The organism is Streptomyces sp. NPDC042346 (assembly GCF_055581845.1).
Window position 1 is genome coordinate 85442 of record NZ_JBVJEH010000014.1, and the last position, 24738, is coordinate 110179.

Below are 24738 nucleotides of genomic sequence, written 5' to 3' on the forward strand. Positions count from 1 at the left end.
CGGAGATCAGCAGGACTCGCGCACGATCAGCTCCGTCGGCAGGACGTGCCGCCGCGGCTCCTCCGGCGCCGCCGCCGTCCCCTGGATGCCCTGGATCCCATGGATCTCCTGGATCTCCTCGATCAGCATCCGCGCCATCGTGCGCCCCATCTCCTCGATCGGCTGCCGCACGCTCGTCAGCGGCGGGTCCATCAGCCGGGCCACCGCCGAGTCGTCCACCCCCACGAGCGCCACGTCCTCCGGGACCCGGCGGCCCGCCTCCCGCAGTACCCCGCGCGCCCCGGCCGCCATCACGTCGGAGGCGACGAAGACGGCGTCCAGGTCCGGCCTGCGGTCGAGCAGCAGCCGCATGGCCCGCCGGCCGCCCTCCTCGGTGAAGTCGCCCGCGGAGACGAGGGCCTCGTCCGGGGCGTGGCCGGCCTCGGCGAGCCCGGCGCGGTAGCCGCCGAGCCGGGCGCGGGCCACGTACATGTCGAGCGGCCCGGTGACGGTCGCGATACGGTTCCGGCCTCCCCCCACGAGGTGCGCGACGGCCGCGCGCCCGGCGCCGATGTTGTCGGAGTCGACGTACGGCACGGGCTCGGCCTCCGAGCGGCGCCCGTTCATGACGACCGGGAGGCCCAGCTCGCGGATCCGGTCGGGCAGCGGGTCGTCGCCGTGGACCGAGGCGAGCAGCACCCCGTCGACGCGCTGGGCGGCGAGGTACTGCTCGAAGCGCTGCCGCTCCTGCTCGCTGCGGACCAGGGTGAGCAGCAACTGTTTGTCGGCGTCGGCCAGTTCGGCGCTGACGCCGCGGATGAGGTCGAGGAAGTACGGCTCCGCGAAGAGCCGGGCCTCGACTTCGGGGATGACGAGCGCGATGGCGTCGGTGCGGCTGCCGGCGAGGGCGCGGGCGGCCTGGTTGGGGACGTAGCCGAGTTCGGCGACGGCTCTGGCGACGGCCGTTCTGGTCTGTTCGCTCACCCGGGGAGAGCCGTTGATCACCCGGGAGACCGTTCCCCGGCCGACCCCGGCCCTGGCCGCGACCTGCTCCAGGGTCGGTCTGCCGCTCTGCCGTCCGTTCACAACCGCCGAACTCCCCTCGTAGGACAACGTGCTGCTCACTCATGCCACGACAGGGATGGGAGCGCTCCCACACTAGTCCACGCGCATCCCTTCACGCCACGAGCGTGCGTTCAGGAGATGACGGCCCCACCCCCGCAAGGCCCCGGCGAAACCCCCGGAAAACCTTCCGGTAACGAATCCGCGTTCATCTCTTGACACCCGCACCCGCCAGGCAGCAACCTTCCGGCAACGACGTGGGAGCGCTCCCATCAGAGCGCACACAGCCTGCATCAGGTCCTGGCGGGCAGCCGCCGAGCCGCGATCAGCCGGCCGGACCTCTCGGCGCACAACGAGCACCACCTTGGACGAGGAGAGTGGAATGCGCACTTCCAGCAGCAGACGCGGACGCCGGGCGGCGATCGCGACGGTCGCCGTCGTCGTGACCGGTACGACCCTGCTCACCGGTTGCGGCAGCGACAGCGACGACAACGGCGGCGGCGACGCCCAGGGCGGCGGCACGATCACCCTGCGGGTCGGGACCTTCGGTTCCTTCGGGTACGACGACAAGACCGGCGCCAAGCTCTACGCCGAGTACGAGAAGTCCCACCCGAACATCAAGATCGAGGAGACGAACGTCTCCGACGGCCAGAAGTACTGGGACACGCTGAAGCTGCGCCTCGCCCAGAACAACGGTCTCGCCGACATCCAGGCCGTCGAGGTCGGCTACATCGCCGAGGCGACCGGCGAGACCATGGCGGACAAGTGGGTCGACCTGAGCAAGGAGGGCGGCGCGGACATCGGTGCCTTCCTCGACTGGAAGGTCAAGCAGGCGACGACGGCGAGCGGCAGCGTCATCGGCCTCGGCACCGACATCGGTCCCATGGCCATCTGCTACAACAAGGACCTCTTCGCCAAGGCCAAGCTGCCGACCGAGCGCGAGGCCGTCGCCAAGCTGTGGGCCGGCGACTGGGCCAAGTTCATCGAGACCGGGAACACGTACAAGAAGAGCGCTCCCGCCGGCACCGCCTTCCACGACTCGGCGAGCGGCCTCTTCAACGCCGTGATCTCCAGCGACCCGGTCCAGTACGCCAACGCGAGCGGCAAGCTCGACTGGGAGAACAGCCCCGGCGTGAAGAAGGCCTGGGACACCGCCGTCGCGGCGAGCAAGGACGGACTCACCGCCAAGCTCCGCCAGTTCGACGAGAAGGGCACCTGGAACGCCGCCTTCAAGAACTCCAAGTTCGCCACCGTCGCCTGCCCCAGCTGGATGACCGGCATCATCAAGGACCAGGCCGGACCCGCCAACCAGGGCAAGTGGGACATCGCCGCGCCGCCGGTCGCCGGCAACTGGGGCGGCGCCTTCCTCGCCGTGCCGAAGTCCGGCAAGCACACCAAGGAGGCGGCCGAGCTCGCCGCCTGGCTGACGGCCCCTGAGCAGCACGCCAAGGTCTTCGCGGTCAACGGCAACATCCCCTCGTCCAAGGACACGCTCACCTCCGCGGCCGTCCAGGACGCCAAGCTTCCGTACTTCGGCGACACCCCGGTCGGCAAGATCTTCTCGTCCGCCGCCGCCGGAATCACGCCCGCCGTCATCAGCCGCTGGGACGGCCAGGTGAAGACCTTCCTCACCGACAACGGCATCCTCGACATCGAGCAGCGCGGCACGGACCCGGCCAAGGCCTGGGAGAACGTCAAGAAGCTGGTCGACGACAAGATCGACCAGTAGCGGGGGCGCCTGCCGGTCCGCCGCCGCCCGCGGGCGGCGGCGGACCGGCACCGCCCGCACCACCGCACGCATCGACCCTGGAAGGACGCCCCCGTGGCCACCTCCGTTCGGGCGAGGCCTGACGGCTCCCCGCCGCCCGCCGCACCGCCCTCCTCCACCGGCCCCCGGAGCCACCACTCCGCCTCGGGCAGCTGGCGCAGCACCCTCTACCGCTGGGACATCAAGGCGACGCCGTACGTCTTCATCGCCCCCTTCTTCCTCACGTTCGCCGCCTTCGGCCTCTTCCCGCTGATCTACACGGGCTGGCTCTCGCTCAACCGGGTCGAGCTCGGCGGTGAACCGCAGTGGAAGGGCCTGGAGAACTACACCGACCTGGCGACCAGCGAGTTCTTCTGGAACGCCCTCGGCAACACCTTCACCATCGGGGTCATCTCGACGGTCCCCCAGCTGCTCATGGCCCTGGGCCTGGCGCACCTGCTGAACTACAAGCTGCGCGGCCGCGGCTTCTTCCGGATCGCGATCCTCGCCCCGTACGCCACGTCGATCGCGGCGGCGACGCTGGTCTTCGCCCAGCTGTTCAACACCGACTACGGGATGATCAACACCGTCCTCGACTGGATCGGCGTCGGCCCCGTCCACTGGGAGTCGTCCAAGTGGCCGGCGCAGATCGCGATCTCCGTGATCGTCACCTGGCGCTGGACCGGCTACAACGCGCTGATCTACCTGGCCGCCATGCAGGCCGTGCCCCAGGACCTGTACGAGGCCGCCTCGCTCGACGGGGCATCGCGGTGGCGTCAGTTCCTCAGCGTCACCATCCCCTCGATCCGGCCGACGATCCTCTTCACCGTCGTCGTCTCCACGATCGGCGCCACGCAGCTGTTCGGCGAGCCGATGCTCTACGGCGGCAGTGTCGGCATCAGCGGCGGCAGCGGCAACCAGTTCCAGACGCTGAGCCTGCTGATGTACGAGAAGGGGTGGGTGAACAACGCGCTGGGCCAGGCCTCCGCCATCGCCTGGATCATGCTGCTGCTCCTGCTGGTCGTCGGCGGTGTCCAGGCGCTCGTCTCCCGTCACAACCGCACGAAGCTGGGAGGCTGACCCCATGGCCCGCACTCTCGACACGACGCCCCTTTCCGGGCGCCGTTTCCGCCAATCGGCCGGCCGCCAGCACCACGCGGGGCCCCTGACCTACGTCCTGCTGACCGTGGCCGCCGTGGTCTCGCTCTTCCCGCTGTACTGGAACCTGGTCGCCGCGTCCCACAGCGGCGAGCGCGTCGTCCAGGCCCCGGCGCCGCTGCTGCCGGGCCCGCGCCTCCTGGACAACCTCAGCTTCGCCTGGAACCAGGTCCACATGGGCGAGGCGCTGGTCAACACCACGATCGTCGCCGGCCTCGTGGCCGTGTCCACCGTCGTCTTCTCCACGCTCGCCGGCTTCGCCTTCGCCAAGCTGCCCTTCCGGGGGCGCGGCATGCTGCTCTCGCTCGTGGTCGCCACGATGACGATCCCGCCGCAGCTCAGCGTCATCCCGCTGTACCAGATCATCACCGACCTCGGCTGGTTCGACCAGCTGCAGTCGGTCGTCCTGCCCTCGCTGGTCGCCGCCTTCGGTGTGTTCTTCATGCGCCAGTTCCTCGTCGAGGCCCTGCCCGTCGAGCTCGTCGAGGCGGCCCGCATGGACGGGGCGCACAGCCTCCGGGTGATCTGGCACGTGGTCTTCCCCGTGGCCCGGCCCGCGATGGCCGTGCTCGGCATGCTCGTCTTCGTCCAGGCGTGGAACGACTTCTTCTGGCCGTTCATCGCACTCACCCAGGACGGCAACCCGACCCTCCAGGTGGCCCTCGCCGGCCTGGGAGCGGGAAACCACACGGTGGACCACGCCGTCGTCCTGACGGGCGCCCTCATATCCACCGTGCCGCTGCTGCTCGTCTTCGCCTTCCTCGGCAAGCACATCGTGGGCGGCATCACGGCCGGCGCCGTCAAGAGCTGACCGGCCACGCCCTCTCCGTACCGCACGTACCGAACGTACCTACCCCGTACCCGCGTTGGGAGCGCTCTCCTATGACCGCGTCCGAAACCCGGCCGCTCACCGCCACCCGCTCGTTCCCGTCCGACTTCCTCTGGGGCGCCGCCACCGCCGCGTACCAGATCGAAGGGGCGGCGGCGGAGGACGGCCGCACCCCGTCCATCTGGGACACCTTCTCGCACACCCCCGGCAAGGTCTTCGAGGGCCACACCGGTGACGTGGCCGTCGACCACTACCACCGGTTCCGCGAAGACGTCGGCATCATGTCCGAACTGGGCCTGAACGCCTACCGGTTCTCCGTCTCCTGGTCCCGCGTCCAGCCCACCGGCCGGGGCCCGGCCGTCCAGCAGGGCCTGGACTTCTACCGGCGGCTCGTCGACGAGCTGCTCGCCGCCGGGATCGCCCCGGCCCTGACGCTCTACCACTGGGACCTGCCCCAGGAGTTGGAGGACGCCGGCGGCTGGCCGGAGCGGGCGACCGCGGAGCGGTTCGCCGAGTACGCGGGGATCGTCGCCGACGCCCTCGGCGACCGGGTCACCCGGTGGACCACGCTCAACGAGCCCTGGTGCAGCGCCTTCCTGGGGTACGGCTCCGGGGTCCACGCCCCCGGCCGCACCGACCCGGTCGACTCCCTGCGCGCCGCCCATCACCTGAACCTGGGGCACGGCCTCGCCGTCCAGGCCCTGCGGTCCGCCCTCCCGGCCGACCGGCAGATCGCGGTCTCCCTCAACCTCCACGAGGTGCGCCCGCTGACCGAGTCGGCCGAGGACCGGGACGCGGCCCGCCGCATCGACGCCGTCGGCAACCGGATCTGGCTGGGCCCCATGCTGGACGGCGCCTATCCCGAGGACCTGCTCGCCGACACCGCGCACCTCACCGACTGGTCCTTCGTCCGGGACGGCGACACGGCGACGGCGCGGCAGCCGCTGGACCTCCTGGCCGTCAACTACTACACGCCGACGGTGGTTTCGCAGGTACCGGAGGGTGCGGAGAAGCCGCAGGACGACGGCCACGGCAACAGCGAGCACTCGCCGTGGCCCGGCGCGGACTCCGTCGCCTTCCACCGCGCGCCCGGGGAGCGGACGGCGATGGGCTGGCCGGTCGACGCGAGCGCGCTGTACGACCTGCTGCGCCGGGTCTCCGCCGCGTACCCGGACCTTCCGCTGGTGATCAGCGAGAACGGCGCCGCGTACGAGGACGAGGTCGCCGCGGACGGCACGGTGCACGACCCGGAGCGCGCCGCCTACGTGCACGCGCACCTGGAGGCCGTGCACCGCGCGCTCGCGGACGGGGTGGACGTGCGCGGCTACTTCCTCTGGTCGCTGCTCGACAACTTCGAGTGGGCGTACGGCTACGCGAAGCGGTTCGGCGCGGTGCGGGTGGACTACGACACCCTGGAGCGCACCCCGAAGTCCAGTGCCCGCTGGTACGCGCGGGTGGCGCGCTCGGGCGAGCTGCACCTCCCGTACAGCGACTGAGACGCAACCCCGACCAGGCCGTGCCGGACCACCGGCACGGCCTGTCGCCGTCCCTGGGCATCCCGTTCGTCCCGGAGGCATCCCGACAGAGGGGCAGGACAGATCCAACTCGCCTCCTCCCGGCAAGACTTCGACTCGGCCCGGCAGCCACGGACGTGAGGTGCCGTGAAGAAGAGGCGGATCATCGCCGCGGTCCTGAGAACGGTCGTCGTGTCGACCGGCCTGACGGCCTGCGGGTCCTCCGCACCGGGTCCGAAGGACGCCCAGGCAGTCACCCGGCAGTTCAAGGACCTCTACGCCTACTCCGCGTGCATGGCGCCGGTGGAGGCGGTACGCGAGCCGTTGCTCATCGGTCGCCGCACCGCCTTTCAGGCATCGCACCGGGACGAGCTGCTCGCGCTGCGACGGACGGTGATCCCCCGCATCCACGAGTTGGAGCGGCGCTACGGAATCGGTTTCGCCCGGCCGGTGCCGTGAACCGGTCAGCCCCTGTCCGGCATGTCCTTGACGAAGACGAGCCCGTCGCTGTCCGCGAGGTGGTCCGGGACGAACGGGGCGTAGCCGAACCAGGGGGACACGCGGGGTGCGGGGCGGGTGTCGCCGAAGGCGGCGGCCAGCCGTCGGGCGTCGACGACGCAGCGGTCCTCGGGGAGTGCGTACAGGAGTCCTTCGAGGGTGTCCGGCGGCGGCGTGTCCACGCCCTGGTGCCGGATGGTGCCGAGGGCCGTGGCCACGAAGGCGTACTCCTCGCCGAGTTCGGCGCTCACCAGTGCTCCGGCGCTCCACCATTCCAGCCGCATCCCGGCCATCCGCATCGAGCTCTTCTCCCGCTGGAGATGGGCGTTGTGAGCGTGCACGAGTACCGGGCCGCGTGCGGTGACGGCGAGGAGGTTCTCGGCCATCATCCGGTCCCGCAGGCCCACCAGCCGGTTCAGGCGGCCCGGTGAGGTGTCGGCCATCCAGTGGTGGTAGCGCAGCAGGCCGGTGACGGTGCGGCCGGAGAGGCACGCGCGGTCCCATTCCTCCCGCGAGGTCGCGGCGCGCAGGAGAGGTCGCTGCGCGTCAAGGAGGGTCACCAGGTCGTCGGCGAGCAGCCGCAGCTCACGGGCGTCGGCCGACTGCCCGATGGACCGGGACGGGTCCATCATGGCGGCGGGTTCGGTCCACCGGCCGTCGGCGCCGAGCAGGCGGTCGAGGGTGTCCGCCGTGCAGGGGAAGAGGTCCGCGTCCACGTGGGCCGCGAGGTAGTCGTGGAGTGCGGTGAGGGCCTGCCGGGGGCTCGCGGGGGCGGCGGTCTCCAGCGGGCCGTCGATTCCGGCGAAGCGGACCCGCTCCGACGCGGGCCGGCCGTCGTTGTGGGCGCGCATCCAGCGCACGAGCTCGCGGTTGGCGGCGGAGGCGCCCCAGCCGTGGCTGAATCCGTGCTCCATGACCTCGTCGAGGGTGCCCGTGCCCGAGGTGACGTGGTCGTCCACGACCAGGCCCTTCAGGCAGTCGCTCTCGATCGCGATCGTCCGGTAGCCCTCCTGCTCGACGAGCTGCCGGAAGAGGTCGTTGCGCACGTCGAGCAGAGCGTCCTCGCCGTGGGTGGGCTCGCCCAGGGCGAGCAGTCGGGGCCTGGTCGGGAGCAGCCGCATGACGGCGGCAGCCTCGACGGCATGGACGGTGTCCTTGATATCGGTCGCCATGCCTCAACGCTATCGTTGAACACTCGGTTGAGACTTTTCCCGGATATCGTCCCTGACATGGGGAGAAAGCTTCAAAGCGGTGAGCGGCTCAGGCCGATCGATCTGGCGCGCGGGCACGGTCTGTCCACGCAGGCGGTCAGGAACTACGAGGAGGCCGGCATCCTTCCGGCCGCCGACCGCACGGCCCACGGCTACCGCACCTACACCTCGGTGCACGCGGTGGCCCTGCGCGCGTTCCTCGCGCTGGTGCCCGGTCACGGTCACGCGACGGCGACGGCGATCCTGCGGGCCGTGAACCGGGGCGCGGTCGACGAGGCGTTCCGCCTGATCGACGAGAGTCACGTCCAGCTCTTGGACGACCGGCGGACCCTGCGGGCGGTGGAGGACGCTCTGCGCGACCTGGACCCCGCCCCGGCCCCCGTGTCCGGCGGCCTGTTCATCGGGCCGCTGGCGGGGAAGCTCGGCATCCGGCCCGCGACGCTGCGCGCCTGGGAGCGCGCCGGGGTCGTGCACCCGCGCCGCGACCCGCTGACCGGGTACCGCGTGTACGACGAGGCCGATGTACGGGACGCCCGGCTGGCCCACCAACTCAGGCGCGGGGGCTATCCGCTGGAGCGGATCGCCCCGGTGATCGCCCAGGTGCGGGCGGCCGGCGGGTTGGAGCCGCTGGAGGCCGCGCTGGGCGACTGGCACGGCCGGTTGTCCGCCCGCGGGCGGGCGATGCTGGCCGGGGCCGCGGAGCTGGAGGCGTACCTGCGCGAGCGCGCGTGAGCGCCGGGGGTCGGTGAGCGGTGCCGGAGATCGGTGTCGCCGATTCGTCGGGCGCGGTCCGGTGTGTGGTTTCCTCGGCGTCACTCTCCGTACCTAAGCTGTGCGTTCATGAACGACGGACGAACGACCGCGCCCCGGTCCCTGCGCCCCGGGCGCGTCACCTACGGTTCGACGGCGCTCGCCGCCGTTCTGGTGCTGGCCGCTCCCTCCGCCCTCTTCGCCGAGCCGGTCGGCGATTCCGCGGGGAAGTCGGCGCCCGGGGCGGCCCCGACCGTCATCGCCCACCGGGGCGCGTCCTCCGCCGCCCCCGAGAACACGCTGGTCTCCGACGAGGTCGCCCGGCGGGGCGGGGCGAAGTGGATCGAGAACGACGTCCAGCCCAGCCAGGACGGCGTGCCGTACATCCTGCACGACACGACCGTCGACCGGACGACCGACGGGACGGGCCCGATCCGCTCCCTCACCGCCGATCGCCTCGACGCGCTGGACGCCGGCTCGTGGTTCGCGCCCGCCTACGCCGGGGCCCGGATCCCGACGCTCGCCGCCCAGTTGGCGGACCTGCGCGAGCGCGGCGGGAACCTGCTCCTGGAGATCAAGGGCCGCCACAGCCACGCCGAGGTCGCCCGGATCGTCCAGGACGTCCGGGAGCAGTCCATGAGCAGCCGGGTCTTCGTCCAGAGCTTCGACATCCCGTCGCTCAAGCACACCCGCGACCTCGCGCCCGAGCTGCCCGTCGGGCTGCTGCGCTCCACCCTCGACGCGGACCCGGTCGCGCTCGCCCAGGAGCTGGGCCTCACGGCGTACAATATCTCGGACACCGCGCTCGCCACCCGCCCCCAGGTGGTCGGTGAACTGCACGCCGCGGGCGTGGCCGTGAACGTCTGGACGGTCGACAGTCCCGCCCGCTGGAAGGCGCTGGACGCCCTCGGTGTGGACGGGATCATCACCAACCGGCCGGCCGAGCTCACCGGATGGATCGCCGGTCGGACCCCTACGGGGTGACCTTCATGTCGTCGACGAAGGCCCTGGTCATCACCGCGTTGGTGAAGATGACGGTCCCGGGCTTGATCAGTCCGCCCTCGCCTCCCTCGCCCTCGACCTGGACCGTGCGCTCCCCCAGGAAGGTCAGGGTCTTGCTGTCGAAGATCCATTCCGTGCGCACGCCGCTGCTCTCGTCGAGCCGCGCGACCGCGACGCCCTTGCGGCCGGCGGCGTCGGTGGCGCTGTCGACGGTGACGACACCGGGGATCTTCGCGGCGGCGCGGTAGAGGGCGGCGGTCAGCTTGGGCGACGGCCAGCTCTCGACGAGGAGGTCGCCGATGGCGGTGAAGGCCTGCTGGTCAGGACCGCTGCCCTGGCCCGCGGTCTCCTTGTAGATCTTCTTCAGCAGCGCGTCGGGGTCGGTGGGCAGCGCGGCGAGGTAGTCGTGCGTGGGCGCGCCGAGGTGCGGCTTCGGGGCGTTGCCGGTCTCGTCGGGTCCGGCGAGCGTGATGCCCTCGGGGCCGGTGGTGCCCGGTTCGATCAGCCAGCCCTCGCGGCCGTCGGGGGACCGCCAGGACTTCCGGGTGTGGAGGGGCTCGCTGACGAGGGTGCTCTCTCCGTGGTCGGTCCGCACGTACGTGTTCGCGGACCGGGTCTCGATGTAGACGTACTGTCCGGCGTGTCCGGTCGGGGCGTCGACCTCGGCGGCGGCCAGCGAGATGCGGTCCAGGAGCCGGGGTGCGCCCTGCGGGTCGACGGCGCCGATCCGGGTGGTGAGGGCGGGGCCGGTGGCGCGGTCGTCCCCGGCGCCGGGGGTGCCGCCGGGGGTGAGGACGAGGACACCGACCGCGAGGGCGCCCGCGAGCGCGGTCACGGCAGGGAGGAGGATCGCCTTCCGCAGGAAGGGGTTGCGCTCGCGCGGGGGGCGCGCGGTGCGTGCGGCCTGTGCTTCGGCGGTGGTGCGTCGGTCGTCGTGGATCTGGCTCATCAGGCGCTCCTTGTGGAACTGGTGACGGCCCGGAGGAAGCTCGCGCTCCTCGATGGGCGGGAGGTCACCGGCCTCGTGCCGGGGTGCCGTGCGGGGGTCGGTCGGGTCGGGGTTCATCGGATTCCCTCCTGTGCGGGCCGGACCGCGTTCGTGCGATCACCTGTTGTCTGTCGGATGCGAGGAGCGGGTTCCCGGATTTCCCGGGCGAGTTCTTCCTCGGCTCCGGTACGGAGCTTGGCGCGGGCGCGGGAGAGCCGGGAGCGGACGGTGCCGACGGGGACGCCCAGGGCGGCGGCGACCTCGGTGTAGGCGAGGCCCTCCCAGAGGCAGAGCACGAGGACTTCGCGTTCGGGGCGGCGGAGCGTGCCGAGGGCCCGGAGCGTGGCCGCGATGCGGCGCCGGTCGTCGATCCGGCCCGCGACCTCGGAGGCGTGGTCGGGCATCGCGGCCCCGGCGGCGCCCGCCGCGGCGTACGCGGAGGCCGCCGCCCGGTACCGCCGGTTGCCGCGGCAGTGGTTGCGGGCGACGTTGGTGGCGACGCCCAGGAGCCAGGGCCGGAGCGATCCCCCGTCGGGGTCGACCTTCTGCCGCAGCCGCCAGGCCTCCAGATAGGTCGCGGCCATCACGTCCTCGGCGACCGACCAGTCACCGGTCAGCCGGAAGGCGTGGTTGTAGACGCTCCGGGCATGGGAGTCGAAGAGTTCGGCGAAGGCCGAGGGGTCCCCGGCCCTGATGCGTGCGCGTGTGTCGGTGTTCACGACTGTCGTCTGTCCGGCTCACGGGGCGGGTTCCCGTGACCTGGGTCACACCTGAGGGGTGGTCCGGGTGCGGAGCTCCGCCAGGAGGGCGGGGTTGACGACCGTCAGGATCGTGGCGATCCGTGCGGCGTCGGCCCGCGCCCACAGGATGTCCCGCGCGCCGCGGTACTTGGCGGCGAGCCGTTCGCGGCGGGCGGGCGGAAGCTCGGCGGCGCGGTCCGGGCGGCTGTTGTGCGCGTTGTCGGCGATCTTGACGAGGGTGGCGTCGGGGTCCTCGGCGATGAGGTGGAGCTTCGCCTCGTAGGAGACGCCCGGCCGGTTGGTGACGGCCTCGACGACGGCGACGACCCGGTCGGGGACGCCGGCGGCCCGGAGCCGCTCGGCCGTCCACGGGGTGTCCTCGATGACGTCGTGCAGGAGACCGGCCATCACGAGGTCCTCGCCGAAGGGTTCGAGCCCCGCGGCGACGGCCCGGACGTGCTCGACGTACGGGACGCCGATCAGGTCGACCTGCCCGGCGTGCGCCTCGGCGACGAGTGCGTCGACCTCCGCGAGCGTCGTCATCGCCACCTCAGCGCTCGCCCATGAACAGCTTGGGAAGCTGCATGGTGCGGTTCTGGTCGCCGGGAAGCGCCCGGGGGCCGTTGGCCCACTCCATGGTGACGACGGGGGTCGCGCCGCTGCCCGCGTCGACGGTGGCCCCGGCGAACCGCTCGCCGGAGGCGGTGGTGGCGCGCAGCTTGTCGGCCGTGCGCGTGGCGCCCGCGGCGGAGGCGGTCAGCGCGCACAGCCGCTCGCGTGACGTGCCGTCGGCTGTGGCGGTGGCGCCGATGGCGTACAGCGTGACGTCGGGCGACTGGCCCTCGCGGCCCTTGCCGTAGAAGGTCGCGTAGTACGTACCGTCGCCGATGCAGCGGGCGACGGCCCGGTAGGCGGCGTCGTCCGCGACCGATGCCTTCGGCGCGGCGAGCGCGGGCGGGGGCGCGTCCGGCGACATGGACAGCGAGCGTACGGATGCCGATACGGCGACCTGTCCGCCGTCGGGGTCCTTCAGGAGCACTCCGCCGTCGGTCGCGCCCTCGGTGTACCCGAGCTTCTTCATGCCGTCGGTGACGGCGTTCACGTCGAAGCGGCCGGTGAGGCGCCAGCGGTCGGAGCCGATCTGGAGCGAGGTGTTCACGTCGTTCTCGTCGAACCCGTGGGTCTCCTTCAGGGGGCGCTTCTCGTAGCCCGCCTGCGCGACCTCGGGGATGCCGTACGTGGCGAGGCCGCCGTACAGCTTCTCGTCCTGTTCCACCAGCCGTCGGGTGGCCGTCACGTCCGTGTAGGTGAGGATCCCGCCGGCGTCCGCCTCGGGTGCGGTGCCGAGCGCGGCGGTGAGTCCGGTCCGCGACCCGCCGGCCGCGTCCGCGGGGTCGTCGCCGCAGGCGGCGGCTCCGGCGCCGAGGACGCCGACGAGCGCCGTCGCGACGCACCCTCGCAGGGCCCTTCGCCCGTTCCCCGTCATTCACAGCCTCCGATGTCGGTACCGGCGATCCGGGTGGTAGGGATCGCCACAGAAGGGTAGTGGGTCAGCCGGACGGCCCGTACGGAGGCCGTTCCGGCGGGCCACGGTGCGAGGAAAGGGAAGCGGCGTGCGGGAGAACGGTGCGGAGCCGAAGACGTTGTCGGCGGCGGAGTTGTTCGACGGTATGGGGATCGAGTACGAGCGGGCCTTCGGGCACCTTCCGGCGCAGCTGGAGGCGATCGAGTGGCTCACCGGCCGGCTGGACACGGGGGCCCGTGTCCTCGACGTCGGCAGCGGCACCGGCCGCCCGGTGGCCGACCTGCTGGTCCGGTCCGGCTGCGACGTGACGGGGATCGACGTGTCCCGGACGATGGTCGAGCTGGCCCGCGAGCAGGTGCCGGGGGCGCGGTTCGAGCAGTGCGGCGTCCACGACTTCGAGGCGCCCGAGGGCAGTTTCGACGCCGTGTGCGCGTTCTTCCCGCTGCTCGTCATGAGCCGGGCGGAGGTGTCCGCCGCGCTGCGCCGGATGGCCGGCTGGCTGGCCCCCGGCGGCTACCTCGTGACGGCCACCGTCCCCGCGGACGTCGAGGACGTGGAGATCGAGTGGATGGGACGCCGGGTCAGGGTCTCCAGCTTCTCGGCCGAGGAGTACGTGCGTCAGGTCCGCGAGGAGTGCGGGCTCGACGTCCTCCACCACGCCGTCTCCGTCTTCCAGCCGGACGACGCACAGGCGGGTCCTGAGGAACACGTCTTCTGTTACGCCCGCCGGGCGGAGGAACTGCCCGGCGGGTGAACCCCGTTCCCGCGTCACTCGTCCCAGGGCGGCTCGAACTCGTCCATGTCGGCGGGCGGCTCGTCGAGGTCGAACGGCGGCTCGTCCTCGTACCGCGCCCCGCGCCCGGCCGCCGCGCGCGGCGCGGGAGCGGGGGCAGGGGCGGAGGCGGGGGCGGGGGCGGGGGCGGGAGCGGCGGCAGACTCTGCGGACGAGACGGCCCCGGTCGCCGGGGCGCCGCCCTCGCACTCCGCCAGGGTGGCGAGGACACCCTCGGCGTACTTCGTGAGCTTGGCCTCGCCGACACCGCCGACCGTGCCCAGCTCCGCGACCGTGCCGGGGAACAGCGTCGCGATCTCGCGCAGCGTCGCGTCGTGGAAGACGACGTACGCCGGGACGCCCTGCTCGCGGGCCGTCGCCGCCCGCCAGGCGCGGAGGGCCTCGAAGACCGGCACGGCGGCGGCCGGCAGGTCGACCGGCACGCGGGCGCCCTTGCCCGAGCGCGCCCCGGACTCCTTGCGGGACGGAGCGGCGGGCGCCTTCTCCTTGCGCATCGGGACGCTGCGCCGGCCTCCCAGCACCTCGCCGCTGTTCTCCGTCAGCACGAGCGTGCCGTAGTCGCCCTCCACGGTCAGCAGACCCTGGGCGAGGAGCTGACGGACGACGCCGCGCCACTCCGCGGTGCCCAGGTCGGAGCCGACGCCGAACACTGAGAGGCCGTCGTGGTCGAACTGGATGACCTTGGCCGTCTTCTTGCCCTGGAGGATGTCGATGATCTGGCCGGCGCCGAACTTCTGGCGCCGCTCCTTGGCCAGCCGCCACACCGTGGACAGCAGCTTCTGCGCCGCGACCGTCCCGTCCCAGGACTCGGCTGGGGTCAGGCAGGTGTCGCAGTTGCCGCAGGGCTCGCCCGACTGCCCGAAGTACGCGAGGAGCCGCACGCGGCGGCAGTCGACCGTCTCGCAGAGCGCGAGCATCGCGTCCAGGTGCATGCCCAGGCCCCGGCGGTGCGCCTCGTCGCCCTCGGAGCCGTCGATGAGCTTGCGCTGCTGGACCACGTCCTGGAGGCCGTACGCCAGCCAGGCCGTGGCCGGCTCGCCGTCACGGCCGGCGCGGCCGGTCTCCTGGTAGTAGCCCTCGACCGACTTCGGCAGGTCGAGGTGGGCCACGAAGCGCACGTCCGGCTTGTCGATGCCCATGCCGAAGGCGATCGTCGCCACCACGACGACCCCGTCCTCGCGGAGGAACCGGGACTGGTTCGCGGCACGCGTACGGGCGTCCATGCCCGCGTGGTACGGCACGGCGTCGATGCCCTGCTCGACGAGGGCCGCCGCGGTCTTCTCCACCGAGGACCGCGAGAGGCAGTAGACGACTCCGGCGTCCCCGTCGTGCTCGGTCCTGATCAGGTCGAGGAGCTGCTTGAGCGGGTTGTTCTTCGGCACGATGCGGTACTGGATGTTCGGCCGGTCGAAGCCGGCGACGAAGTGCCGGGCGTCCTCCAGGCCCAGTCGCGCCGCGATCTCGGCGTGGGTGGCCTCGGTGGCCGTCGCGGTCAGCGCGATCCGCGGCACCTTGGGCCAGCGCTCGTGGAGCATCGAGAGGGCCAGGTAGTCGGGCCGGAAGTCGTGACCCCACTGGGCGACGCAGTGCGCCTCGTCGATCGCGAAGAGCGACACCTTGCCCCGGTCGAGGAGCCGCTGCGTGCCCTCGGTCCGCAGCCGCTCGGGGGCCAGGTAGAGCAGGTCGAGCTCGTCCGCGAGGAAGGCCTGCTCGACGGCCTGCCGCTCGTACTGATCCTGCGTCGAGTTCAGGAATCCGGCCCGCACCCCGAGGGCCCTGAGCGCGTCCACCTGGTCCTGCATCAGGGCGATGAGCGGCGAGATCACGACGCCCGTGCCGTCTCTGACGAGCGCGGGGATCTGGTAGCAGAGCGACTTGCCGCCGCCGGTCGGCATCAGGACGAGCGCGTCGCCGCCGCCGACGACCTGCTCGATGATCTCCTGCTGCTCCCCGCGGAAGGAGCTGTAGCCGAAGACGCGGTGGAGCACCTGCGAGGCGTCGGAGACCTGGGCGGATGCGTCGGAAAGGACCATTCGTGAAGCCTAGCGGCCTCCACCGACACCCCGACGCCGTCCGCCGGAACCTGTGGACAACCCCGACCCGCGCGGGGCGGCGGAACCGTCGCTCAGCTCAGCACCAGGAACACCGCCAGGGCGACGAGCAGGGAGTCGATCCGGTCCAGGAGACCTCCGGAGCCGGCCAGCCACCGGCCGGCGTCCTTGGCACCGGCGCCCCGTTTGACCATCGACTCCAGCAGGTCCCCGAGCGGGCCGCCGACCGCCACGGCCACCGCCGCGTGCCAGGTCAGGGACGACAGCACGGCGAGCGCGCCGAGACCGGCCGCCGCCCCGGCCAGCGTGCCGCTCCACCGCTTGGCGGGCGACAGCGGGGAGAGCCGGGGGCCGCCGAACCGGCTGCCCGCCGCGTACGCGACGATGTCGGCGATCGACACGGCCACGAACAGGACGAGGCCGAGGGCGCCCGCCCGCACGAGACCGGCCAGGGCCCCCAGCCACACGAGCCCGAGCAGCCCCGCGCCCAGGCGGCGCAGTCCGTGCTCCGCGTCGCCCGACAGCAGGGGCACCCCGGCGATCGCGAGCGCCCCGACCGCCGCTGCCCGGAGCACCTCCCCCGGCGCCAGCCAGGCGGTCAGGACGAGCCCGACGACCGCCGCGCCGAGCACCGCCCGGTCCACCGGGCCGAGCCGCAGCAGTCCGCCGAACTCCGCCACCGCGACGACGGCGACCACGGCCGCGAGGGCCGCGATCCCCGGCGGGCCGAGCCAGAACGCGGCGGTGACCAGGGGTACGCCGATCGCCCACACGCACCAGCGGATCATCAGCTCGCGCCGCCGGGTCGCCGCCACCGCGAGCCCGCCGACCGCCAGGGCCCCGCCGAGGTACGGCACGAGACCGGCAACGGTCGTCACCGGGACCGTCACCGGGAGCCCCGCCCGCCCGGCACGCTCAGCGCGTCCCGGGCATCCCGGGCGTCCAGCTCGCCCCGTACATCCGGCTCGCCCCGTACCTCCAGGGCTTCCAAGGCTTCCAGGGCGCTCCGGCAGGCCGCCACGATCCGCGCGTTCTCCGCCGTGTCGCGGACGGCGACGCGGACGGTCCGCCCCTCGTACGCCGGGGACATCGGCGACAGGTCCCGCAGGTACACGTCGTGGCGGCGGCACTCGCGCACCAGCCGGGCCGCGCTCGGCCCGTCCGGCCGCAGGGTCACGGTGAGGAAGTTCGCCACCCCCTCGTCGACCGAGGAGAACCCGTCGAGCTCCGCGAGCCCGGCGGCGAGCTCCCGGCGCAGCACGGCGGTGCGCGCCCAGCGTTCCGCGTAGTACGCGGGGTCGCGCAGCGCCGTCACGGCGGCCAGCTGGGCCGGCAGGCTCACGGGCCACGGCGGCGTCCAGCGGCGCAGCTCCCCGGCCGTGTCCGGGGCGGCCACCAGATACGCGGCGCGCATGCCCGACAGGGCGTACATCTTCGACAGCGAGGTGCAGACCACGACCCGGGGGTCGGTCGAGGCGAGCCCGGCCAGGGAGTCCGCCGGGTCGACGTAGCCCAGGTACGCCTCGTCGATCCACCAGCGGGTCCGCGCGGGCGAGGCCTCGATCACCGCGCGCAGGGCGTCGGCGGGGGCGTGGCGGCCGGTGGGGTTGTTCGGATTGACCACCACGACGAGGTCGTACCGTCCGCCGCGGGTCGCGGCGGCGAGCCGGTCCGGGTCGAGCAGCCAGCCGTCCTCCCTGCTCAGCCGGAGCCGGTCGACCCGGCAGCCGATCACCCGCTCGGTGACATGGGCATACTCGCCGTAGCTCGGATCGAGCAGGAGCACCCGGCTGCCCGGCGTGAGCCACCGGCCGAACGCCCGGAAGATCAGGTCGGACGAGCCCGCCCCGACGACCAGTGAGCTCTCCGGGAGGCCGCGGACCCGGGCGATCTCCGCGATCAGCCCTTCCGCGCCGGTCGGCGGTGAGGTCCGTGCCGCCCACCCCGGGTCCTCCGCCAGGACGGCGCGGACCTCCGGGGAGGGCGGGTACCAGGCGTCCAGCACATCGGCCGCGACCACCTCGTGACGGCGGCTCAGCGTCCGGAAGTCCGTACCGATCGCCGAGAAGAAGGCGCCGCCGTGCTCGCAGCCGTCCGCGCGCGGGGCGAACGGCACGTCCAGCCGCCAGTCGAGGTCCGCCCGCAGCCGCTCCAGGGTCCGGCCGTGGCGCTCCCCGACCGTCCTCGTCAGCTCGGCCACGGAGCCGCTCAGCACCTCGAACGAGACGGCACCCGAGCGGACCGTGCGTCCCACCGGACGCAGCCCGGTGGCGAGGTACATGCCGAGCAGCTCGGTACGTCCCATGGCCACCACCCGGCGGCCGCCGCGCGCCGCGACCCAGCGCAGCGCCGCGTACATGAGGAGGGGCGCCGCGGCGGTGGACCGCCGGCGCGGCTCGACGGTCAGGACACGGATCTCGAACGGCGCCTCCTCCGTCAGGACGGGCAGCTCCTCGCGCGTCAGGTACTTGTCCAGCGCGTAGCGGCCGACCCACGGCGGGGTGAGGCCGACGAAGCCGATCCGCGTCTCCCCGCGCGCGGCCACGAGGTACACGTTGTCGCCGTCGAGCCCGTCGCTCAGCCGCCCCGCCGGATTCACCGGGTGCTGCCCCAGCTCCTCCGCGTACACGCGATGGCGCAGTTCGTGGATCCAGTCGAGATCCCGAGGCGTGGCGGCGCGCAGCTGTAAGGCGTGGTCCATGTGTGTCCCCCTGAGACGGTCCGGCTTCGCGCACCAGCATGGAGGAGTCCGGTGGGCGGCACCTGAGTACGCGTACTCACGCCGGTGGCGGGGCCGCGGCGGCGCCGTCCATCCGGCCGTAACCCCTCGGCCACCCGCGGCTGAGAGGCTCACGCCCGAACGAAAGTTGTCTGTACAACTTGGAGATCCTCATGGTGTCACTCGCCTCCGCCTCCCCCCTCTGGCTGCGCGACAACTGCCCCTGCGCGGACTGCCGGGACCCCCGCAACGGCCAGAAGCTGTTCCAGATCACCGAACTCCCCGGCGCGCTCGCCGTCGACGCCGTCCACGACGTCCGCACCCCCGACGGCTCCCCCGCGCGCGAGGTCGTCTGGTCCCCCGACGGACACCGGTCCGTCTACCCCGACGCCTGGCTGGGCGAGCACCTCCCCGGGGCCTCCGCCTCCCCGGGTGACGGCCGCGCGGAGGACGACAAGGAGACGTGGGCCGCGAGCCGCTTCGACGGCGGGCTGCCCGAGGCCGACTGGGACGCCTACAGCGGCGACCCGGCCGTCCGGGCCGCCGCCCTCGACTCCGTCCTGCGCCTCGGCTTCGTCCTGCTGCGCGGGGTCCCCGTCCGCGACCGCCAAGTCCTCGATGTGGCACGCACCTTCGGCTACGTCCGCGAGACCAACTACGGCGAGCTCTTCGAGGTGCGGGTCGAGGCCGACCCCAACAACCTCGCCTTCACGGGTGCCCGCATCACCCCGCACACCGACAACCCCTACCGCGACCCCGTCCCCACCCTCCAGTTGCTCCACTGCCTCGTCAACGCGGCCCAGGGAGGCGACTCGGGGCTCGTCGACGGCTTCCACGCGGCGGCCCTGCTGCGCGCCGAGTCACCGGAGGCGTACGAGATCCTCACGCGCGTCCCCGTCCCCTTCGCGTTCGCCGACGAGCACACCGAACTCCGCGCCCACCGACCGCTGATCGGCACCGACCCGGACGGCCGGATCCGCGAGATCCGCTTCAACAACCGTTCCATCGGCACGCTGCGGCTGCCCGCCGACCGACTCGACGCCTTCTACGCCGCCTACCGGCGCTTCGGCGAGCTGCTGCTCCGGAATGAGCTCCAGCTGGACTTCCGGCTCGCGCCCGGCGACTGCCTCATCTTCGACAACACCCGGCTGCTGCACGCCAGGACGGCGTTCGCCGAGTCGGGCGACCGCCACCTCCAGGGCGCCTACGCCGACATCGACGGCCTCGCCTCCACCCTCGCCGTCCTGCGCCGGGAGGCGAGCGCGAAGTGACCACGACCCCGGTGGACCCGCTCGATCTCCTCGCCCGGCTCTTCGAGGGCGAGGGCAGCGCCGAGTACCTCGGCGAAGCCGTCACCCAGGCCGAGCACATGCTCCAGGCCGGCGCCCTCGCCGAGGCCGCGGGCGCCGCGCCGCACCTGGTCGCCGCCGCGCTCCTGCACGACGTCGGCCACTTCCAGGGCGCCGTCACCGGCCGCGACCTGATGGAGAACGGCACCGACAACCGGCACAGCCACACCGGAGCCGACTGGCTCGGCCGGTGGTTCGGGCCCGACGTCACCGAGCCCGTACGGCTGCACGTCGCCGCCAAGCGCTATCTCTGCGCCGTCGAGCCCGGCTACTTCGCCCTGCTCTCCGAGGCGTCCGTCCACACCCTGGCCGTGCAGGGCGGGCCGATGACCGAGGCGCAGGCGCGCGCCTTCGAGGCGCACCCGGGGGCCGCCGACGCCGTGGCCGTACGCCGCTGGGACGAGCAGGCGAAGGACCCGGACATGGACACCCCTGGCTTCGCGCACTTCCGGCCCCTGCTGGCCGGGCTGCTCACCCCGTAGCGGCCGAAGTACCCCGTGGCAGGCGCCGGGGCGCCGGTTCAGGACCCGAGCCGGCGTCCCAGCGCGCTCGTCGCCGTCGAACTCTGCATCGTGAAGGCCACCGTCCCCGGCAGATAGCGGTCCTGGGACCACTCCACCGGGGTGCCGGCCGGGTCGGTGGAGTGCCGCCGCTCCCGCAGCAGCGACTCGCCGACCGGGCAGCCGAGCAGCTCCGCGTCGTCGGCGTCGGCCGGCACGAGGTCGATGGTGTGCCGGGCGTCGGAGAACAGCACGCCGTGCAGCTCCAGTTGCTCCGAGTGCGAGACCGTGTCCAGCGGCATCCCGGCCACCAGCTCCCCGATCCGCTCCGGGTACGTCGTCCGCTCCACCATCACGGGCGTGCCCGCGAGCGTCCGCAGCCGCCGCACCCGGTAGACGGGCGCGCCTTCCGCGACGCGGAGCTTCTCGGCCTCCTCCGCGTCCGCCGGGACCCGGTCGACGGCCACGATCCGGCCGCCGGGCGTCTCGCCGAGCGAGCGCGCCCAGCGGGTGAACGAGCGCAGCTCGCCGAAGCTGTGCAGCCGGGGCCCGCCGAGCACGACCCGGCGGGAACCGCGGCGTGAGGTGATGAGCCCGTCGGTCCGCAGCGCGGCCAGCGCCTGACGGACCGTCCCCCTGGACACGCCGTACCGGCGGGCCAGTTCGTCCTCGGCGGGCAGCTTGGCCCCCGAGCCGTACTCGCCCGCCGTGATGGCGGTCCGCAGATCGGCGGCGACCTTCAGATACAGCGGCGTCCTGGCCCGTCCCTCACTCACACTCACACGCCCCACCCTGTCACGGACCGGGCTCAACGAACCAGGGAGATCAACATCTCGGGGTCCACCTCGGTCAACGAGTCCGCGAGCGTGACGCCTTCGGTCCCGGCGAAGTCCGCGAGCGGTTCCGTCGACGGCACGGCGAGCACCCGGCAGCCCGCGGCGACCGCCGAGGCCACGCCGGTCGGGCTGTCCTCCACGGCGACGCACCGGGCCGGTTCGACGCCGAGCGCCAGCGCGGCCGCCAGGTACGGGTCGGGCTCGGGCTTCGTGCGGACGGTGTCCTCGGCGCCGAACAGCGCGTCGAAGCGGTGCCCGTCCAGGGTGCCCGCGACCTGGGCGACGACCGCCCGGGGCGAGGCCGACACCAGGGCGGTCGGGACCCGGCGGGCACGCAGCGCGGCGAGCAGCCGCAGCGCGCCCGGCCGGGGCACGGCGGCCACTTCGAGGCGTGCGGCGAAGTCGGCGCCCAGCTCGGCGGCGAGCTCCGCCGCCGGCGCTCCGAGGTGGTCCCGGAGCAGGGCGGCCGTGTCCTCCACCGAGCGGCCGGTCACCGCCGTGCGGTGCTCGGCGTCCAGGGTGCGGCCCCGGCGCGCGGCGGCCGCCTCGACCACGTCGAGCCAGACGCCCTCGGTGTCGACGAGCGTCCCGTCCATGTCGAAGAGGACGGCTTGGAGGCGGGTCATCGGGCACCGCCCGCGGCGGCGAGGACGACGGGCCGCCGCACGGGCCGTACGGTGACGGCCGTGCCGGGCGTGAGCGCGGTGGCGGCGTGCGTCGGCACGTCGGCCTTGACGTCCGTACCGTCGGCGAGTGCCACGCGCACGCGGGTGGTGGGGCCGTGGAAGGAGGTGGCGACGATGCGTCCCGTACCGCCCTCCTCGATCTCCAGGGCCTCGGGGCGGACGAGTGCGGTGACCCGGCCGGAGCCGGCGGGGCCGTCGACCGGCAGCCGCACCCCGAGGACGTCGACCGAGCCGTCGCCGTCGGCGTGGCCCGGCAGCCGGTTCATGGTGCCGATGAACTCCGCGACGAAGTCCGTCGCGGGACGCTCGTACAGCTCGGTCGGCGAGGCGCACTGCTCCAGCCGGCCGCCGTTCATCACCGCGACCCGGTCGGCCATCGACAGCGCCTCCTCCTGGTCGTGGGTGACGAACACGGTGGTGATGCCGAGCTCCAGCTGGAGCCGGCGGATCTCCTCGCGCAGCGTCAGCCGCACCCGCGCGTCGAGCGCCGACAGCGGTTCGTCGAGCAGCAGCAGCCGGGGGCGGAGCGCGAGCGCCCGGGCGAGCGCGACGCGCTGCTGCTGGCCGCCGGAGAGCTGGTGCGGGAAGCGGTCGCCGTGCCCGGCGAGGCCGACGAGTTCGAGCAGTTCGGCGGCGCGCGTCCGGCGTTCGGCGGTGCGGACCTTGCGCATCCGCAGCCCGAAGGCCACGTTGTCGGCGGCGGTGAGGTGCGGGAAGAGGCTGTACGACTGGAACACCATCGCCGTGTCGCGGCGATCGGCGGGCACCGGCACGATGTCCTCGCCGTCGAGCAGGACCTGGCCCTCGTCGGGCCGCTCGAATCCGGCGAGGACGCGCAGCGCGGTCGTCTTGCCGCAGCCGGACGGGCCGAGCAGGGCGAGGAGTTCGCCGGGTGCGACGTCGAGGTCGAGGCCGTCGAGCGCGACGGCGGAGCCGAAGGACCGGCGCAGGCCACGGATGCGGAGGTCGGCGCCGGTGCGCACCGGCTGGTCGAGCACGGTCATCGGGAGGTCTTTCCTCGGGAAGCCGCGGAGGCTTCGGACGTACGGGAGGAGCGCGGTGCGCGGCGGCGGTTGCCCACGGTCGTGAGGGCCAGCAGCAGCACCCAGGTCAGCAGCAGGCTCAGCAGCGAGACGGCCACGGAGAGCCGGGCGTCCGAGCCGGACGCCTGCACGATCCAGACCGCGAAGGGCTGGAAGCCGAGGAGCGAGGCGACCGTGAACTCGCCGAGCACCAGCGCGAGCGTCAGGAACGAGGCGTTCAGGAGGGCGCCCCGGAGGTTGGGCAGGACGGCCGAGACGAGCGCGCGCGGCCAGGACGCCCCGCAGTCCCGCGCGGCCTCGACCAGGGTGCGCACGTCGACGGAACGCAGCCCGGCGTCGAGCGCCCGGTAGACGAAGGGCAGCGCCATCACGGCGTAGGCGAGGACGAGGACGAGGGGGAAGTCCGGGTTCTGCACGGCCACGAAGGTCTGGTAGAGCGGGGTCGTCGACAATTTCTCGGGGCCCCAGCGCAGGACGGTGCCGAGCCCGGCGGTCAGCGCGACCGGCGGCACCACCAGCGGCAGGGTGCAGACGACCTCCAGGACCGGGCGCAGCCGGGGCGCCGAGAGGCGGGCCGCGACGGCCGCGGGCACGGTGACGAGGAGGACGAGGGCGACGGTCGCCGCGGCGAGCCCCAGGGAGAGCAGCAGGCTGCCGGTGAAGCCGGGCGCCGTGAAGATCCGGGTGTACGAGGAGAGGGTGAGGCCCTGTCCGGGGACGTTCACGGTGAAGACGGTGGAGGCGAGCAGCGGCACCAGGAAGTAGACCCCGGCGAGCAGGAGGACGAGGAGCCGTCCCAGTCCCCGCGAGCCCGGCCGGATCGGCGAGACGTCCCCTAGGCGAGCCATCGGGTGCTCCTTCGCTGGAGGGGGAGGTGGACGGCCATGACGAGTGCCGCGACGACGACCATGTCGAGGCTGAGGGCGAGGGCGACGTTCTCCTGGCCGACCAGGACGTTGCCGGAGAGCGCGTCGGCGATCTGGAGCGTCACGAGGGGGACGGAGCTGCCGACCATGGCGGCGGCGGTCGCGTACGCGGCGAAGGCGCTGCCGAAGAGCAGCACGAACCCGCCGAGGAGGGACGGCAGCAGCACGGGGAGGCCGACGTGGCGCCAGTACTGCCAGGCCGAGGCGCCGCAGTCGCGGGCGGCCTCCCGCCACTGGACGCGCAGCCCGTCGAGGGCGGGCGCGACGGTCAGCACCATGAGCGGCACCAGGAAGTACAGGTAGGTGAGGGCGAGTCCCCAGAAGCTGTACAGCGACCAGCCGTGGTCGTCGAGGCCGAGGCTCGTGGTGAGGACGCCGGCGTTGCCGAGGGTCGCGACGAACGCGAAGGCGAGGGGTACGCCGCCGAAGTTGGCGAGCACGCCGGAGGCGGTGAGCACGGCCTCGCGCAGGGCCCGGCCGCGCGAGGAGACCACGGCCTGGGCGAGGAGCAGCCCGAAGAGGGTGCCGACGGCGGCGGTGAGCGCGGAGAGTTCGATGCTGCCGAGCAGGGCGGTGCGGTAGGCGCCGTCGACCGAGCGGGTGAGGTTGTCGAGGCCGTACGAGCCGTCGGCGACGGTGAAGGCGCCGTCGGTCATGGCGAGCGCGGGCAGCCCGAAGGCAAGGCCGACGAGGAGGAAGAGGGGCAGGGCGGCGAGCCAGCCGCCGGCGCGCGGGCGGCGGCGGGCCCGGCGCGCGGGCGCGGCCCCGGCCTTGCGCCCCGCGGTGCCGGACGGGCGACCCGGGGTGCCGTCGGTCATGGGGGAACCGGCGG

24 protein-coding genes are annotated in these 24738 nt (G+C 73.2%); 10 read left to right on the forward strand and 14 right to left on the reverse strand.

Annotation, left to right across the window (positions count from 1 at the left end; all coding sequences use genetic code 11):
* Positions 1 to 6 precede the first annotated feature (6 nt).
* Positions 7 to 1065, reverse strand: a complete 1059-nt coding sequence (locus ACZ6K0_RS39150) for a LacI family DNA-binding transcriptional regulator (RefSeq protein ID WP_376410227.1) — start codon at positions 1063 to 1065, stop codon at positions 7 to 9.
* Between the two features lie 358 nt (positions 1066 to 1423).
* Between ACZ6K0_RS39150 and ACZ6K0_RS39155 the strand changes: the two genes are divergently transcribed.
* From ACZ6K0_RS39155 to ACZ6K0_RS39175, 5 genes are all read left to right on the forward strand, one after another.
* Positions 1424 to 2770, forward strand: a complete 1347-nt coding sequence (locus ACZ6K0_RS39155; protein ID WP_469234797.1) for an ABC transporter substrate-binding protein — start codon at positions 1424 to 1426, stop codon at positions 2768 to 2770.
* A gap of 93 nt (positions 2771 to 2863) precedes the next feature.
* On the forward strand, positions 2864 to 3868 hold the full coding sequence (locus ACZ6K0_RS39160; RefSeq protein ID WP_469234799.1) for a carbohydrate ABC transporter permease: 1005 nt from the start codon (positions 2864 to 2866) through the stop codon (positions 3866 to 3868).
* A gap of 4 nt (positions 3869 to 3872) precedes the next feature.
* On the forward strand, positions 3873 to 4757 hold the full coding sequence (locus ACZ6K0_RS39165) for a carbohydrate ABC transporter permease (protein ID WP_469234801.1): 885 nt from the start codon (positions 3873 to 3875) through the stop codon (positions 4755 to 4757).
* Between the two features lie 71 nt (positions 4758 to 4828).
* Positions 4829 to 6271: a GH1 family beta-glucosidase gene (locus tag ACZ6K0_RS39170; protein WP_469234803.1), complete on the forward strand. Its 1443-nt coding sequence runs from the start codon at positions 4829 to 4831 to the stop codon at positions 6269 to 6271.
* Positions 6272 to 6436: 165 nt separating this feature from the next.
* Positions 6437 to 6748, forward strand: coding sequence for a hypothetical protein (locus ACZ6K0_RS39175; RefSeq protein ID WP_376413541.1), 312 nt, complete (start codon positions 6437 to 6439; stop codon positions 6746 to 6748).
* 5 nt (positions 6749 to 6753) lie between these two features.
* Here the strand turns inward: ACZ6K0_RS39175 and ACZ6K0_RS39180 are convergent, their stop codons facing one another.
* Positions 6754 to 7959 carry an erythromycin esterase family protein gene (locus ACZ6K0_RS39180; RefSeq protein WP_469234805.1) on the reverse strand — a complete coding sequence of 402 codons (1206 nt, stop codon included), beginning with the start codon at positions 7957 to 7959 and terminating at the stop codon, positions 6754 to 6756.
* A 57-nt stretch (positions 7960 to 8016) separates the two neighbouring features.
* Between ACZ6K0_RS39180 and ACZ6K0_RS39185 the strand changes: the two genes are divergently transcribed.
* Together ACZ6K0_RS39185 and ACZ6K0_RS39190 are read left to right on the forward strand one after the other, a co-directional pair.
* Positions 8017 to 8730, forward strand: coding sequence for a TioE family transcriptional regulator (locus ACZ6K0_RS39185; RefSeq protein ID WP_376413537.1), 714 nt, complete (start codon positions 8017 to 8019; stop codon positions 8728 to 8730).
* Between the two features lie 108 nt (positions 8731 to 8838).
* On the forward strand, positions 8839 to 9732 hold the full coding sequence (locus tag ACZ6K0_RS39190; RefSeq protein ID WP_376413535.1) for a glycerophosphodiester phosphodiesterase: 894 nt from the start codon (positions 8839 to 8841) through the stop codon (positions 9730 to 9732).
* Here the strand turns inward: ACZ6K0_RS39190 and ACZ6K0_RS39195 are convergent.
* Genes ACZ6K0_RS39195 through ACZ6K0_RS39210 form a run of 4 tightly spaced genes read right to left on the reverse strand, consistent with a single transcriptional unit; the run spans position 9722 to position 12964 of the window.
* Complete coding sequence (locus tag ACZ6K0_RS39195; RefSeq protein ID WP_376413533.1) at positions 9722 to 10816, reverse strand: CU044_5270 family protein; 1095 nt, start codon at positions 10814 to 10816, stop codon at positions 9722 to 9724. The genes ACZ6K0_RS39190 and ACZ6K0_RS39195 overlap by 11 nt on opposite strands.
* The gene (locus ACZ6K0_RS39200) at positions 10813 to 11457 is read right to left on the reverse strand and encodes an RNA polymerase sigma factor (protein ID WP_376413531.1); all 645 of its coding nucleotides are present in this window, start codon (positions 11455 to 11457) and stop codon (positions 10813 to 10815) included. The genes ACZ6K0_RS39195 and ACZ6K0_RS39200 overlap by 4 nt, the downstream gene beginning before the upstream one ends.
* Before the next feature lie 45 nt (positions 11458 to 11502).
* Positions 11503 to 12021 carry an HD domain-containing protein gene (locus ACZ6K0_RS39205; RefSeq protein WP_376413530.1) on the reverse strand — a complete coding sequence of 173 codons (519 nt, stop codon included), beginning with the start codon at positions 12019 to 12021 and terminating at the stop codon, positions 11503 to 11505.
* A 7-nt stretch (positions 12022 to 12028) separates the two neighbouring features.
* The gene (locus ACZ6K0_RS39210; protein WP_469234810.1) at positions 12029 to 12964 is read right to left on the reverse strand and encodes a hypothetical protein; all 936 of its coding nucleotides are present in this window, start codon (positions 12962 to 12964) and stop codon (positions 12029 to 12031) included.
* Between the two features lie 127 nt (positions 12965 to 13091).
* Between ACZ6K0_RS39210 and ACZ6K0_RS39215 the strand changes: the two genes are divergently transcribed.
* Positions 13092 to 13757, forward strand: a complete 666-nt coding sequence (locus tag ACZ6K0_RS39215; protein WP_469234811.1) for a class I SAM-dependent methyltransferase — start codon at positions 13092 to 13094, stop codon at positions 13755 to 13757.
* A gap of 14 nt (positions 13758 to 13771) precedes the next feature.
* Here ACZ6K0_RS39215 and recQ read toward each other — a convergent pair whose 3' ends face one another.
* The 3 genes from recQ to ACZ6K0_RS39230 form a co-directional block, all read right to left on the reverse strand.
* A complete protein-coding gene (recQ, locus tag ACZ6K0_RS39220) occupies positions 13772 to 15829 on the reverse strand; it encodes a DNA helicase RecQ (protein WP_469234813.1) in 2058 nt (685 codons plus the stop codon).
* Positions 15830 to 15921: 92 nt separating this feature from the next.
* Entirely contained in the window at positions 15922 to 16725 is an 804-nt protein-coding gene (locus tag ACZ6K0_RS39225; RefSeq protein ID WP_469234815.1) for a phosphatidate cytidylyltransferase, read from the reverse strand.
* A gap of 8 nt (positions 16726 to 16733) precedes the next feature.
* On the reverse strand, positions 16734 to 18548 hold the full coding sequence (locus ACZ6K0_RS39230) for an aminotransferase class I/II-fold pyridoxal phosphate-dependent enzyme (RefSeq protein ID WP_469234816.1): 1815 nt from the start codon (positions 18546 to 18548) through the stop codon (positions 16734 to 16736).
* A 191-nt stretch (positions 18549 to 18739) separates the two neighbouring features.
* On the opposite strand from ACZ6K0_RS39230, the gene tmpA reads away from it, so the two are divergent.
* Entirely contained in the window at positions 18740 to 19837 is a 1098-nt protein-coding gene (tmpA, locus tag ACZ6K0_RS39235) for a 2-trimethylaminoethylphosphonate dioxygenase (protein ID WP_469234818.1), read from the forward strand.
* Positions 19834 to 20397 (forward strand): phosphonate degradation HD-domain oxygenase, encoded by a 564-nt coding sequence (locus ACZ6K0_RS39240; protein WP_376413519.1) that lies wholly within the window; start codon positions 19834 to 19836, stop codon positions 20395 to 20397. The genes tmpA and ACZ6K0_RS39240 overlap by 4 nt, the downstream gene beginning before the upstream one ends.
* A 38-nt stretch (positions 20398 to 20435) precedes the next feature.
* Here the strand turns inward: ACZ6K0_RS39240 and ACZ6K0_RS39245 are convergent, their stop codons facing one another.
* From ACZ6K0_RS39245 to ACZ6K0_RS39265, 5 genes are read right to left on the reverse strand one after another with little or no spacing between them, the layout of a single operon-like run.
* A complete protein-coding gene (locus ACZ6K0_RS39245) occupies positions 20436 to 21197 on the reverse strand; it encodes a GntR family transcriptional regulator (protein ID WP_376413517.1) in 762 nt (253 codons plus the stop codon).
* A gap of 26 nt (positions 21198 to 21223) precedes the next feature.
* A complete protein-coding gene (locus tag ACZ6K0_RS39250; RefSeq protein WP_376413515.1) occupies positions 21224 to 21877 on the reverse strand; it encodes an HAD family hydrolase in 654 nt (217 codons plus the stop codon).
* Positions 21874 to 22941: an ABC transporter ATP-binding protein gene (locus tag ACZ6K0_RS39255; protein ID WP_376413513.1), complete on the reverse strand. Its 1068-nt coding sequence runs from the start codon at positions 22939 to 22941 to the stop codon at positions 21874 to 21876. Before ACZ6K0_RS39255 ends, ACZ6K0_RS39250 begins: the two co-directional genes overlap by 4 nt.
* The gene (locus ACZ6K0_RS39260) at positions 22938 to 23828 is read right to left on the reverse strand and encodes an ABC transporter permease (protein ID WP_469234822.1); all 891 of its coding nucleotides are present in this window, start codon (positions 23826 to 23828) and stop codon (positions 22938 to 22940) included. The genes ACZ6K0_RS39255 and ACZ6K0_RS39260 overlap by 4 nt, the downstream gene beginning before the upstream one ends.
* Positions 23816 to 24724: an ABC transporter permease gene (locus tag ACZ6K0_RS39265; protein ID WP_469234927.1), complete on the reverse strand. Its 909-nt coding sequence runs from the start codon at positions 24722 to 24724 to the stop codon at positions 23816 to 23818. Before ACZ6K0_RS39265 ends, ACZ6K0_RS39260 begins: the two co-directional genes overlap by 13 nt.
* Positions 24725 to 24738: the final 14 nt, after the last annotated feature.

Coding starts and splice junctions, on each gene's coding strand:
- ACZ6K0_RS39155 (WP_469234797.1), top strand. CDS start 1,424: ATGCGCACTTCCAGCAGCAGACGCGGACGCCGGGCGGCGATCGCGACG.
- ACZ6K0_RS39165 (WP_469234801.1), top strand. CDS start 3,873: ATGGCCCGCACTCTCGACACGACGCCCCTTTCCGGGCGCCGTTTCCGC.
- ACZ6K0_RS39170 (WP_469234803.1), top strand. CDS start 4,829: ATGACCGCGTCCGAAACCCGGCCGCTCACCGCCACCCGCTCGTTCCCG.
- ACZ6K0_RS39180 (WP_469234805.1), bottom strand. CDS start 7,959: ATGGCGACCGATATCAAGGACACCGTCCATGCCGTCGAGGCTGCCGCC.
- ACZ6K0_RS39185 (WP_376413537.1), top strand. CDS start 8,017: ATGGGGAGAAAGCTTCAAAGCGGTGAGCGGCTCAGGCCGATCGATCTG.
- ACZ6K0_RS39190 (WP_376413535.1), top strand. CDS start 8,839: ATGAACGACGGACGAACGACCGCGCCCCGGTCCCTGCGCCCCGGGCGC.
- ACZ6K0_RS39195 (WP_376413533.1), bottom strand. CDS start 10,816: ATGAACCCCGACCCGACCGACCCCCGCACGGCACCCCGGCACGAGGCC.
- ACZ6K0_RS39205 (WP_376413530.1), bottom strand. CDS start 12,021: ATGACGACGCTCGCGGAGGTCGACGCACTCGTCGCCGAGGCGCACGCC.
- ACZ6K0_RS39210 (WP_469234810.1), bottom strand. CDS start 12,964: ATGACGGGGAACGGGCGAAGGGCCCTGCGAGGGTGCGTCGCGACGGCG.
- recQ (WP_469234813.1), bottom strand. CDS start 15,829: ATGGTCCTTTCCGACGCATCCGCCCAGGTCTCCGACGCCTCGCAGGTG.
- ACZ6K0_RS39230 (WP_469234816.1), bottom strand. CDS start 18,548: ATGGACCACGCCTTACAGCTGCGCGCCGCCACGCCTCGGGATCTCGAC.
- tmpA (WP_469234818.1), top strand. CDS start 18,740: ATGGTGTCACTCGCCTCCGCCTCCCCCCTCTGGCTGCGCGACAACTGC.
- ACZ6K0_RS39250 (WP_376413515.1), bottom strand. CDS start 21,877: ATGACCCGCCTCCAAGCCGTCCTCTTCGACATGGACGGGACGCTCGTC.
- ACZ6K0_RS39255 (WP_376413513.1), bottom strand. CDS start 22,941: ATGACCGTGCTCGACCAGCCGGTGCGCACCGGCGCCGACCTCCGCATC.
- ACZ6K0_RS39260 (WP_469234822.1), bottom strand. CDS start 23,828: ATGGCTCGCCTAGGGGACGTCTCGCCGATCCGGCCGGGCTCGCGGGGA.
- ACZ6K0_RS39265 (WP_469234927.1), bottom strand. CDS start 24,724: ATGACCGACGGCACCCCGGGTCGCCCGTCCGGCACCGCGGGGCGCAAG.